This window comes from Agromyces sp. NPDC055661 (assembly GCF_053618135.1).
Genome location: NZ_JBSHHC010000001.1, coordinates 2,568,133 through 2,579,668 on the forward strand (window position 1 = coordinate 2,568,133; position 11,536 = coordinate 2,579,668).

Consider the following 11,536-nt stretch of genomic DNA (forward strand, 5'->3'; position numbering starts at 1 on the left):
TCAGCATAGCGACCCCGGCTCGGGACTGGTCGCGAGCGGGCCGAAGGCCGCGGTCGACGGGCGAACCGACCCGACCGCGGCCTTCAGGCGAAACATCTGCGTCAGCGCTCCTGCCTGGCGATCGAGGCGCGGCGGCGCATTCCGAGCGCCGACCCGACACCAACCAGAACGAGCACGACGGCCGCCCCGATCCAAACGCCCATTGCCTGACCCGGGGCGTTCGTGGCGACGAGGCCCGCGGAGCCCGCAGGCACACCGTGTGGGCTCGATTGCATGCCGGTGATGGTCTGTACCGCCAACGCCAGGTTGTCGTCATCAAGGCTGCCCCAGGCATACACGATGGTGTTCGCGCCCTCAGCGACCTGGACGTCGGCAGGACCGATCGCGGGATCTGTCGTACCTGCCGCTGCAACCGAGGCGGAGACGGTTCCCGCGGGAAGGTCGAGCTTGGCCTCGTTCGGGTTCGAGAGGTTGGTGATCACCGCGGTGCCCCCGGCGAGGACGTCCACAGCCGGCGCCGCGGCGACGTGGCGGACGGTCAAGCGTCCCTGACCCGCTGCGGTCGGGGCCGTGTCGTTCGTGAACAGGGTGGCGGTCGGGTCACCCGACTCGGTCAGGTGAGCGACGGCGGTGTAGTTCACCCCCGCTTCGAGCGGCAGATCGACCGGCCCGATCGCCGGCGAGGAGGCATCCGTTGCATCGGATGCGGTGATCGCGACCGTGTACGTGCCTGGTGGCAACTCGAGCGGACCAGCCAGGTCGCCGGGCTCGAAGTCGTCGATCGTGAGTTCGTCATTGACGTACACGTCGACCGTGAGGTCGGGCACGCCGTGCAGCACGGACAGCATTGCCGAACCTTCGGATGCCTGCGTCGGGGCGAACCCGGCCAAGGCGATGACGGCGCCGGCGAGGACGCCGACTGTGGCGGTGCGCTTCATGTTCACTCCAGTAGAACGTCGAATGGTGCAGTACATGAAGGAGTTCCGCCGAGCGATCGCGATCGGATGCATGGAATCCCGATCGCCAGTCGATGCATCCGTTTCACCGAACCAGCCCGAAGGGATTGATGAAGGTGCCGTGCGCACCCTGGGTTGACCTTCCGCACCCTGAAGGGAGGGCAGTATCCTTTGGGAGTACTGACCGCGCTGGATCGCGTGTGCCGCGCCTCCACCATCGTCGAGGCACTGCGGCTCGCTGACGACTTGACCGCGGAAGCCGGACGGGATCCGCGGGCTTCCACCATTCGGTTGCTCGCGCGGGGCGCAACGGGCGATGACGAGCTCACGGCTGTTGCGTGCACGCATGCGCTCGGCGCAGTGCCCGACGACGAAGCCGGACGTTCGCTCGTCCGCTTGCTCTCCGATGAGCGGCTCTTCGTGCGACAACACGCCGGATGGGCCCTCGGTGCGGGGCCGCCCCGCGCTGACGCCGCCGGCTCACTGTTCGAGATGACCATCGCCGGCGGATTCCCGGGAATGCTCGCTCAGCAGACCCTCGAGCACTGGTCCAAGTCAGCCGCTGACCTGGTCGTCGAAGGTGCCATGCACGCCCTTGCCTGCACCGACGAGCCCGAGGCGCGCGCACGTGTGGTGGAGACGTTGGGTCTGGTGCCAGGACCGACGCCGATCACGTCACTCGCGAACGTGGCGATGGATGCAACCGAGTCCGACGTCGTTCGTTTCGCCGCCGTTTCAGCACTGGGTGAACGGCCTCCGTATGCGCGGCTCATCAGTCTTGTGCGCTCGCTCGCCGCCACGGACGGGTTGCTGGCAGAGGTCGCACGTCTCGCGCTCATCGACCTGGAACCAGTGACTGCGATGCCGCTGCCGGGCGCTCAGGGACTCACCGTGGCTCAGCTCTTCCTGCACGCCGACATCGATACGCGGTTGAGCTCGGCCGGTTCCGGTGACAACGGTGGCATCGCCACCCTGCTCGTCAGGTTAGGTGATGCGCTCACCAGTGACCCCGGCACTGGAGTGGGTCGCGTCCTCACCCTGTCGCGCGGTTCGGTGAGCGACGCGCTCCGAAGCCTCTCGGCACTCAGCACGGGTCGACAGGGGCACGCCTTGACGCAGGTTCCGCTGCATCGGTCCGCCGGACCGGCGGCAGAGGCGTGGCCGTTCCGGGTCGTCGCGAGGCGTGGGATCCGACGAATTCTGGTGCAAGCGGGCAACGTCGATGTGTTGCACTTGCGGATGGCCGATGTCGGCAGCCTCGCCGCCGCGGATGTCGCTCGTGATCTCGGAATACCGTACGTGTTCACCTTGGCACCCGATCCTCACGCGTTGATCGACTCGCTCGAGAGATCCGGCGCCCTCCGTCGTGACAACTTCGGTGAAGTCGATCTCGTCGAGCATTTCTGGTTCCGAGCGCAGTTGGTACACCGTCTGACGGCCGGAGCCGCGCGAACGGTTCTCTTCCCGCGACCTCGTCTGCGGGAGGATCTACGTCGACTCGTCGGGTTCGATCTCGATGTGGCTCCAGAGCGCCACGCCGTCGTACCAGAAGGAGTCGACATGAAGACGATCGACCTGGCGGTCGCGGACGCACGGGCGCACGCGACCGGCGGCGAGCCAGTCTCGGCGCTTGCCGAGTTGCGTGCCCTCATCGACGACCTGTCCGCGGATCGGCGGGGCCTGCCGCTCATCGTCAGCCTCGGTCGGCTGCAACCGGTCAAGGGAATGGCGACGCTGGTGAGGGCTTGGGCAGGGTCACCGCTGCAGCGACGCGCGAACCTCCTGATCATCGGAGGGAACTTGGAGCGCCCTTCAGTCGATGAACGGCATCAGCTCGAGCTCATCGAACACGTCGTGCCGTCCGCTGAGCGGTCCGCCGCGGGCCTGCTCCTCCCTGGTCACCGTGCCAACGACATCGCGCTTCGCTGGCTCGCCGCAGCGCGCCTGGGGCTCCGCGATCTGGTGGCGCCCGGCGGTGTGTATGCGTGTGCAAGCGTGAAGGAGGAATTCGGCATCGCCTTGCTCGAGGCAATGGCGACGGGACTGCTCGTCGTCGCGCCCGACGCTGGGGGCCCGGCTACGTACGTTGAAGATGGCGTCACAGGGATTCTCGCAGCCACATCGGACGTGCGGCGCCTTCGCGCGGCACTCGACAAGGCGCTGACCGCAGCGGGTGGTCCGGACGGCAGCGCGCGTTCCGAGCGGTCGCGAAAGATGGTCCGCGACCGCTTCACGATCGAGCGCATGTCCGAATCGCTCGGAGGCGTCTACCGCACGGTCGCGTACGACGAACGCGAGCGAGTCGAACGACTGGACGTGGCGAAATGACCCTCCTGGTGATCAGTCCCGACTACGCGTCTCACCTCCTTCCCCTGGCGACCTTGGCGACGGCCTGGCGAGACCGTGGACAGCGCGTGGTCGTCGCCAGTGGTCCCGCGACCGCCGACATCGTCGCGGATTTCGGCTTCGAGCGGTCCGATCTCCGCCTCGGCCGCGGCTCGAACGCGGGCGTCATCGACCCGGAGGATCAACCACGCGATGAGGGCGAGTCGCTGCGAGCCTTCTTCGCTGCCACCCGCGAGGGCGCCGTCCCGACCTTGCGATACCAAGCCATCGAGCGGCTCGCCGACCTCATGTGGGAGCCGGACGCCGCAGCCCGCGCCACTCTGCGCGTCGTCGAGGACGTCGCGCCCGACCGGATTCTGGTGGATCACCTCGCGTTCAGCGCCCGACTGGGACTCGACGCCGCCGCCGTCGCATACGGGGACGTCGTGTTGGGGCATCCGACCGCACTGCCGATCGGCGATGAGCTCTACGGGTTTCCGCCGGCTTGGCCGTCGGCGTTTCGTCCCGACACCCGCGCTCTCGAGGATCTTCGCTCGCTGTGCGAAGTCGTCGCGCGTCGCTTCACCGCCGAGTGGAATCGAGTGGGTGCTGGGCTCGGAGAACGCTTCCGAGCGACACCCGATGCCTTCGCCGCGCACGGTCCGGTGGTGCTGTACAACTACCCGCCAGAGCTCGTCGACGACGAACGACGAGAACATGCCTCGCCGAACGGGTTCCTCGGAGCGACACTCAGGACCGAACCCGTGGAGGCGGATGTCGAGGCGTGGATCCGCGGCGCGGATCAGTTCGCGTTCGTGAGCTTCGGGAGTTTCCTCTCGGTTCGCGGCGATGTGCTGCGTCGGGTGGTCGACGCCGCCAAGTCGCTCGGCCTGCGCCTGGCGATCGCCACAGGATCCACCGATGCCGCACAGCTCGGGCACGTGCCCGCGGACTGGCTCGTTCGCAGCTATCTGCCTCAGGTCCGCCTGCTCGGCGCGGCGGCGATGGCCGTGACCCACGGAGGGAACAACTCGGTCACGGAAGCTGTGGGCCAGGGGGTTCCGCTCGTGGTGCTTCCGTTCTCATCGGATCAGTTCGCGGGCGCGGCATCCGTTGAACGAAGCGGTTTCGGTGTCGTGCTCGACCCCAACTCAGCAACGGTCGAACAGCTGCGCGAAGGAATTGCCACAGCCCTGGCGCTGGATGACGGGGTACGGGTCAGGCTCGACGCTGTGGCAGCGAGTCAGCGGGCAAGGCCAGGACCAGAACGGGCGTTCGATGCACTCAACGCCTGAGGCATCCACGAGGACGTGCATGTGACGCACACGATCGTCATTCCCTGGCGGCCCGCGCCATCGCGCCTGTACGCCTTCCGGCGTGTCGTCGAATGGTACTCGCGAATTCTGCCGGCGTTCCGGCTCGTGCCGCTCGATACCGGCGATGACCTGTTCTCGCTGTCACGCATCCGCAATCTTGCCGTGACCCGAGCGAGCAAGGCTGATGACGTGATCGTCATCAGCGACGCGGACACGCTCCCGGAACGTGAGCCGCTCATGGCGGCGATCGCGGCGGCACCGCGAAGCGGACGCGTACACCTCCCATATACGGCCTACCACTGGCTGGGCCCGAGCGGCACGGCCCAGTCGGAGGCCGGCAGAGCCCTCGAGGACTGCGACTACGAGATCGTTCACGATGCGTGCTCCGGCGTCTATGTGACCACCAGAAGCACCTGGGAGTCTCACGGCGGCCAGGACGAGCGCTTCCGTGGCTGGGGCTTCGAGGATTCAGCGTGGTACCTCGCACACCAGACGCTGCTCGGTGCGTCGCCGCAACGGCACGAGGGCGTGGTGTACGCCCTGCACCATGTCGTCGAGCGGAGGGACGGGCCCCAATTCGACCGGAACGTGGAACTCATGGAGCGGTACGTGCGAGCTGCAGGCGATCGGCGGGAGATGCGACGGCTGGTCGACGAGGGACGCAGGATGCGGGATCCGAGTACTCCGGGCATCGTGCGCTCCATCGCTCAGACGCTCGAACGGCTTCCATGAACAGGTGACGGCGCGGGGACCGCTGCGGCGACTCAGGGGCCGGCGATCGACGAGAGGAGCTCCCGTACCCGGGCTTCGATGTCATCCCGGATCCGGCGGACCTCGGCGAGCGGCTGCCCGACGGGGTCGTCCAGGTCCCAGTCGAGGTACTGCCGCCCTGGGTAGACGGGACACGCGTCGCCGCAGCCCATGGTGATGACGTGGTCGGCCGCGCGGACGACTTCGTCGGTGAGCGGCTTGGGATACTCGCCTCCCACCGGCACGCCGATCTCGTCGAGCGCAGCGACGATGGTGCCGCGGAGTTCGGCGGCCGGCTCGGATCCTGCGGTGCGCACGTGCACGCGGTTGCCGGCGAGATGGCGGAGGATCGCCGACGCCATCTGCGAGCGTCCGGCGTTCTGGACGCACACGAAGAGCACCTCGGGCACTCCGCCCTGCGTCCGGTGGTCCCCGCGTGCAAGCGCGTCGAGCCGCTCGGCGGCGAAGCCTCCCGTGAGGGATGCGAGATGGCGCGGTGGGCCGGGTCGTCTCGCGAGCAGGTCGTGGCTCTCGCGCACGTATCGCTCGATGGTCTCGGAGCCGAACGTTCCGCGATACCGCTCCGAGAGATCCGAGACGACCCGGTCGAGGACCTGGTCGACGTCGTCGGTCGACTCGGCCACGCCGAGCATCTCGGCGATCCGGTCCCGATGCGACGCGGGGATCGAGTACCAGGTGAGCCGGCCGTCGGGCGTGCGTTCCACGAGCCCGTCGTCGAGCAGCGCCTTCATGTGGTGGCTCACCGTCGGCTGGGTGAGGCCGAACTCCTTCGCGAGCGCTCCGACCTTCACGCGGCCGGACTCGCTTCCGAGGATGCGCTGCAGGATGCGGGCACGCGTCGGGTCGGACACGAGCCGCAGCTCGCGGGCGGCCTCCGCCGTGGCATCCATAGATCACAGTCTATGGTCGCGGCGACCGGCCGCGGCCGTCGTCAGCTGCAGCAGCCGGATGCCGCGGTCGGTTCGGATGCGGCCGAATCCACTCCACAGGAACTGCCGGCCGGAAGGCTCGTGGAGCACACACCGGTGGCGGGAAGTACGAGCTCGACGTTGGTCGCTGCGGACAGGTCGCCCGCGATCCACGCGGTGATCGAACGGACCTGCTCGTAGCCGGTCGCCAGGAGGAAGGTGGGCGCGCGCCCGTAGCTCTTCATGCCGGCCAGGAAGAACGCGGGCTCGGGATGCTCCAGCTCAGCGAACCCGTGGGGTTCGACCGTGCCGCACGTGTGGACGTTCGGGTCGATCAGCGGTGCGAGGCGCCTGGGCGCTTCGACGATGTCGTCGAGCTCGAGGCGGATCTCGCGCAGCATGTCGAGGTTCGGGTGGAATCCGGTGGCGTTGACCACGACGTCGGTGTCGTACTGCGCCGGCGCTCCGGCCCGTGCGCCGTACAGTCGGACACCGTCAGCGTTGCGACCCACGCGGCTGATCTCGAAACGATCCACGACTTCGATTCGGCCGACCGCAACGAAGCGCTCGACACGCCGGCCGATGGTCGCACGGGCAGCGAGTTCATCGTCATCCGACGTGGTGACCCGCACTGCGCCCGCATTGCGGAGCAGCCAGGTGACCCGGGTGTCGGGCTCCTGCTCCGCGAGCTCGGCCAGTGCGAGCAGCGTGTTCGCCGCCGAGTGCCCTGCTCCGACGACGGTGGTGTGCTTTCCGGCGAACCGATCCCGATCGCGGCCGAGCACGTCGGGCAGGGCATGGCTGACCCGCTCGGTGACGTCGGCGAGGCCGAGCGGAGCAAGACCCGACGAGGCGAGGCTGTTCGGGGTCTCGTAGGTTCCCGAGGCGTCGATGACGGCGCGGGCGGTGACCTCTTCGACCCCATCCGGTCCGTGGACGCGGAGCAGGAAGGGGGTGGTCGAGCGGTTCGCCGTGCGGGTGCGGTCCATCCCCTGCCGGGTGATCGCCTCCACTGAGACGCCGGTACGGATCCGGCTCGCGATCGGCTCGAGCGCGGCCAAGGGTTCGAGGTACTGCTCGACGAGCTCCGATCCGGTCGGCAGCGCCTCCGGTGCACGAAGCTCCCATCCCGTCGCTTCGAGGAGGCGTCGGGACACCGGGTCGACCACGTGCTTCCACGGCGAGAACAGTCGCGTGTGCCCCCACTGGCGGATGCTGCTGCCCACCTGGCCGCCGGATTCGTAGACCACGAAGTCGATGCCCCGCTCGACGAGGTTCGCGGCGGCGGCGAGTCCGATCGGACCAGCGCCGATGATCGCGACGGGCAGGGTGTCGAGTCTCCGAGAGTGCAAGCTCGGGACGGTGAGATCGACCAGGGTCATTCGGGCTGCGCCTCCAATATCGATGAACTTCGATATTGAGTGTGGCCAATACATTGATGAATGTCAATATAGCCGTCGCGGGAGAGGGTCGCGCGATTCATAGATCATGGTCTATGGTTAATCCGGAAGCGAGGTGCTCATGTCCGACAAGCCCACCGTCCTCTTCGTGTGCGTGCACAACGCCGGCCGGTCGCAGATGGCCGCCGGCTACCTGGAGGCGCTCGGCGGAGACCGCGTCGAGGTGCTCTCGGCCGGGTCGGAGCCGAAGGACCAGGTCAACCCGGTCGCCGTGCAGGCGATGGCCGAGGAGGGCATCGACATCGCAGGCAACACGCCCAAGCTGCTCACCGTCGACGCCGTGAAGGAGTCCGACGTCGTCATCACCATGGGCTGCGGCGATGCGTGCCCGATCTTCCCCGGCAAGCGCTACGAGGACTGGGAGCTCGACGACCCCGCCGGCCAGGGCATCGAGGCCGTCCGACCCATCCGCGACCGGATCAAGCAGCACATCGAGCAGTTGCTCGACGAGATCCTCCCCGAAGGCGCACGCGCTTGACGACGTGCGCCGCTGCCCTGAATATCGACGTTCGTCGATTCACGAGTAGGATCGGAGCATGACCACGACCCTGCTGCCCGTCGTCGACGTCACGGATGCGGCGTGCTGTACGCCGCTGACGAAGGAGGCGATCGACGCCGAGCGGGCCCAGGATCTTGCGCAGAAGCTCAAGGCGCTGGCGGACCCGACTCGGCTGCGGCTCGTCTCGATCGTCGCGGCATCCGAGGGTGAAGAGGCGTGCGTCTGCGACCTCATCGAGCCGGTCGGTCTCAGCCAGCCGACCGTGTCGCATCACCTCAAGATCCTGATGGAGGCCGGCTTCCTCACGCGCAGCAAGCGCGGGACGTGGGCGTACTACAAGCTGGTGCCCGGTGCACTCGGGCAGCTGTCGCAGCTGCTCGACGTGACCGCGTCACGCTGACGCTCCCGCCTCCAAGGCTCACTCACGGGCCACGCGCGGGCCATCCGGTCGTCAGCGCAGCCGTGCCCGGATCGCGTCCTCGATCTGGCCCTGGGTGGGCAGTCCCGCGTAGCCGGCTTCGGTCGCGTACAAGCGGCATGCGAGTGCGATCGCCTGCTCGTCCGTCGGGAACACGTCCAGTCCATCGAGCAGGAGTGTCGGCGAACCCGCGAACCTCAGCGCTGCTGCCTCCCGTGGCGATCGGATGAGCCTGAAGGCCACGGGGGTGTCCAGAAGTCCGAGGGCGTCGAGCGCGACGCGTGTTCGATCGCCGGCAGCCATCCGGTTGGGGCACTCGTCGATGTAGGCGATCTCAACCTTCACGGCATCCTTGCGCCGCCGAGGGTCGCCGGCGTGGGTTCCGTCGGACTCACCAGTCGTCGTCATGTTCCACCTCCCGCTCGCCGGTCAGGGCGGCCACGGGGACGTTGCAGGCGTCGCCCCGCCAGGCCTCGATGCCTTCGCGCACTGCGAATCCGGCGATCACGAGCGCCGCTACGGCGTCGGCCCAGGCCCAGCCGAGGAGCGCGTTCAGGAGCAGGCCGACCAGGAGCGCCGCCGACAGCCAGGCGCAGATCAGCGTCTGCTTCGAGTCGGCGACCGCAGACGCTGAGCCGAGCTCGCGGCCGGTTCGGCCTTCGATCATCGAGAGCACGGGCATCACGATGAGGCTGACCGTGGCGAGGGCGATGCCGACCGGTGACTCGACCGGCTCGGAGAATCCGAGCAGCGCGCGGGCGGCGTCGACGGACACGAACGCGGCGAGGCCGAAGAACGAGATCGCGATCAGACGGAGCGCGACGCGCTCACGTCGCTCGTGGTCCGCGATCGCGAACTGCCATGCCACGGCGGCGGCGGAGAGCACCTCCACGATCGAGTCGAGGCCGAATGCGATCAGGGCGGCCGAGGAGGCCACCGAACCCGCCGCGAGCGCGACGATCGCCTCCACGACGTTGTAGGTGATCGTCGCGGCGACCAGGACGCGGATGCGCCGAACGAGGACGGCGCGGCGCCCGGGCGCGCGGGTTGGCGGCGTGAGCGGGACAGCGGTCATGCGCAGGCGCATTCCTCGCCGGAGCAGCATGCCGGATCGACGGTGAGGACCAGTCGGAGGAGGCCATCCAAGGCGGGCGCGAGCGCCGGGTCCGCGAGCCGGTACCAGGTGTGCCGCCCCTCGGGCACGGCCTCGACCAGGCCGCAGCCTCGGAGACATGCCAACTGGTTCGACATCACCTGCCTGGACACGCCCAGTCGCTCCGCCAAGTCGGACGGGAATGCGGGCGCCTCGCGAAGGGTCAGCAGGATCCGCGTTCGCGTCTCGTCGGAGAGCGCGTGCCCGAGTCGCGCCAACGCCGCCATGTGGGTGACCGTCACGGTGCTCGTCGATGACATGGTTCGGACGATACAGGATCTCGTGAATTAAGGAAATCGTGTATCGAATGGCGCCTGCGGGAGTCGACGTGCCGCGTGGCAAGAGCCTGGTCGTGAGAGAGGCCGACGCTCCCTCGCGCCACGGAACTCCGATGTCAAGGCGGAAGCGCCGTGATGCGTCTGACCGTAGGGTTGGCAGTCCGAAAGGAGCACACATGCGGACTCGCCCACTCGGCCTCATCGCGGTCATCGTGGCCTTCACGATGACGGCCTGTTCGCCGGCGTACGACGCGCAGACCAGGGACGGCCTCCGCGAACACGTCGTCACCGTCAGCGAGGCGAGCGCCGCGGGGGACTGGCAGGCCGCCATCGACGAACTCGACGCGATGACCGCGAACCTCGCCACGGCGCGCGAAGACGGCAAGGTCGACGGCGAGCGGTTCGATTCGATCGTCGCCGCGATGGAGCTCGTGCGACTCGACTTGGAGGCTGCGATCGCTGCGGCCGCAGATGAGGCGGAGCGCCAGCGGCTCATCGAGGAGCAGCAGCGGCTGCAGCAGCAGATCGAAGAACTCCAGACCCAGGGCGACGGGAAGCGTGACAAGGGCAAGGGCAAGGGCGACAAGGACAAGGACGACGACTAGCCCGCATCTTCTCCACTCGTTGTCAAGGGGCCCGGGCGGATGCTGCGAATGAGGAAGGTTCGACTACAACTGAGCAAGCTGGTTGCCCGGGGAAGCAGTCAGCCGGATGCGATGCATTCCGTTTCGGTTCCCGGATGGAGGTGGCGATGATGGTGCCTGAACTGTCCCTGTTCCACCCGAGTGATCGGGAAGAGCCGCGGATCGTGTCGGCCCGCGAGCGGGAGTTCTGGGCGTTGATGCTCGGGCCGCCGCTCGAGCATGAAGGAGTTCCCCGGCACCGGGCCGTTCGCTCGTCCCGGCTCGAGTCGAGGCCCGCCGGCATCGAGGCGCCACTCATCTGACGCCTGGGAGCACGAACGGCGACGTGTCGTCCTCACCCGATCGCCGGCTCGGACCCCGACCGTTCACTCGAGCTGCATTGACATCGCGCACCGGCGTATCGAGACTCGCACCATGGGCGACCGCACCGACCGGGCAGCGATGGTGAACAGCCTGGCGTCGCGAGGGTCGGAGCGGACTCACCCCGCGTTCCAACTCGTGGTCATCCCCGATGCCGACGTCCCGTCCGGCATCGAGGAGCGGCTCGGGCGATCGGACCGGGCGAGGTTCGCCGGCCTCGACGAGCTGCAGCGGCGCAGGTTCCTCGCGGGCCGTGCCGCAGTGCTGGCCGTGACGGAGCGATTGGTCGGCCGTCCGCTCCCGGGCCTCGCGATCGACGCGGTCTGCGATGACTGCGGCGGCGCGCACGGGCGGCCGGTCGTGTCGGGCGTGCGGACGAACGTGCACGTCAGCATCGCGCACGCGAACGGGCTCGGGTTCGCCGTTGCCGCCTGGTCGCCGGTCGGCG

Annotated in this window: 13 protein-coding genes; 7 read left to right on the forward strand and 6 right to left on the reverse strand. The window is 68.3% G+C overall.

The annotated features are described in order from the left end of the window. Positions 1 to 101: 101 nt before the first annotated feature. Positions 102 to 938, reverse strand: a complete 837-nt coding sequence (locus tag ACWGO8_RS11835) for a DUF4397 domain-containing protein (RefSeq protein ID WP_452043243.1) — start codon at positions 936 to 938, stop codon at positions 102 to 104. 153 nt (positions 939 to 1,091) lie between these two features. Between ACWGO8_RS11835 and ACWGO8_RS11840 the strand changes: the two genes are divergently transcribed. From ACWGO8_RS11840 to ACWGO8_RS11850, 3 genes are read left to right on the forward strand one after another with little or no spacing between them, the layout of a single operon-like run. Next, a complete protein-coding gene (locus tag ACWGO8_RS11840; protein WP_452043244.1) occupies positions 1,092 to 3,284 on the forward strand; it encodes a glycosyltransferase in 2,193 nt (730 codons plus the stop codon). Next, positions 3,281 to 4,576 carry a nucleotide disphospho-sugar-binding domain-containing protein gene (locus ACWGO8_RS11845; RefSeq protein ID WP_452043245.1) on the forward strand — a complete coding sequence of 432 codons (1,296 nt, stop codon included), beginning with the start codon at positions 3,281 to 3,283 and terminating at the stop codon, positions 4,574 to 4,576. Before ACWGO8_RS11840 ends, ACWGO8_RS11845 begins: the two co-directional genes overlap by 4 nt. Before the next feature lie 21 nt (positions 4,577 to 4,597). Further along, entirely contained in the window at positions 4,598 to 5,329 is a 732-nt protein-coding gene (locus tag ACWGO8_RS11850; RefSeq protein ID WP_452043246.1) for a hypothetical protein, read from the forward strand. 32 nt (positions 5,330 to 5,361) lie between these two features. Here ACWGO8_RS11850 and ACWGO8_RS11855 read toward each other — a convergent pair whose 3' ends face one another. Continuing rightward, positions 5,362 to 6,258 (reverse strand): metalloregulator ArsR/SmtB family transcription factor, encoded by an 897-nt coding sequence (locus ACWGO8_RS11855; RefSeq protein WP_452043247.1) that lies wholly within the window; start codon positions 6,256 to 6,258, stop codon positions 5,362 to 5,364. A gap of 41 nt (positions 6,259 to 6,299) precedes the next feature. Then, positions 6,300 to 7,658: an NAD(P)-binding domain-containing protein gene (locus tag ACWGO8_RS11860; RefSeq protein ID WP_452043248.1), complete on the reverse strand. Its 1,359-nt coding sequence runs from the start codon at positions 7,656 to 7,658 to the stop codon at positions 6,300 to 6,302. Between the two features lie 139 nt (positions 7,659 to 7,797). Between ACWGO8_RS11860 and ACWGO8_RS11865 the strand changes: the two genes are divergently transcribed. Both ACWGO8_RS11865 and ACWGO8_RS11870 read left to right on the forward strand, forming a co-directional pair. After that, positions 7,798 to 8,214 carry an arsenate reductase ArsC gene (locus tag ACWGO8_RS11865; RefSeq protein ID WP_452043249.1) on the forward strand — a complete coding sequence of 139 codons (417 nt, stop codon included), beginning with the start codon at positions 7,798 to 7,800 and terminating at the stop codon, positions 8,212 to 8,214. Positions 8,215 to 8,272: 58 nt separating this feature from the next. Then, positions 8,273 to 8,635 carry a metalloregulator ArsR/SmtB family transcription factor gene (locus ACWGO8_RS11870; protein ID WP_452043250.1) on the forward strand — a complete coding sequence of 121 codons (363 nt, stop codon included), beginning with the start codon at positions 8,273 to 8,275 and terminating at the stop codon, positions 8,633 to 8,635. A 51-nt stretch (positions 8,636 to 8,686) separates the two neighbouring features. On the opposite strand, the gene ACWGO8_RS11875 is transcribed toward ACWGO8_RS11870, so the two are convergent. The 3 genes from ACWGO8_RS11875 to ACWGO8_RS11885 are packed head-to-tail and all read right to left on the reverse strand — an operon-like array spanning position 8,687 to position 10,066. Further along, entirely contained in the window at positions 8,687 to 8,998 is a 312-nt protein-coding gene (locus ACWGO8_RS11875) for a hypothetical protein (protein WP_452043251.1), read from the reverse strand. A gap of 46 nt (positions 8,999 to 9,044) precedes the next feature. Next, on the reverse strand, positions 9,045 to 9,728 hold the full coding sequence (locus ACWGO8_RS11880) for a cation transporter (RefSeq protein WP_452043252.1): 684 nt from the start codon (positions 9,726 to 9,728) through the stop codon (positions 9,045 to 9,047). Then, the gene (locus ACWGO8_RS11885; RefSeq protein ID WP_452043253.1) at positions 9,725 to 10,066 is read right to left on the reverse strand and encodes an ArsR/SmtB family transcription factor; all 342 of its coding nucleotides are present in this window, start codon (positions 10,064 to 10,066) and stop codon (positions 9,725 to 9,727) included. Before ACWGO8_RS11885 ends, ACWGO8_RS11880 begins: the two co-directional genes overlap by 4 nt. A gap of 194 nt (positions 10,067 to 10,260) precedes the next feature. On the opposite strand from ACWGO8_RS11885, the gene ACWGO8_RS11890 reads away from it, so the two are divergent. Further along, positions 10,261 to 10,689, forward strand: a complete 429-nt coding sequence (locus tag ACWGO8_RS11890) for a hypothetical protein (RefSeq protein WP_452043254.1) — start codon at positions 10,261 to 10,263, stop codon at positions 10,687 to 10,689. A 134-nt stretch (positions 10,690 to 10,823) separates the two neighbouring features. Then, on the forward strand, positions 10,824 to 11,030 hold the full coding sequence (locus tag ACWGO8_RS11895) for a hypothetical protein (protein WP_452043255.1): 207 nt from the start codon (positions 10,824 to 10,826) through the stop codon (positions 11,028 to 11,030). Positions 11,031 to 11,536: the final 506 nt, after the last annotated feature.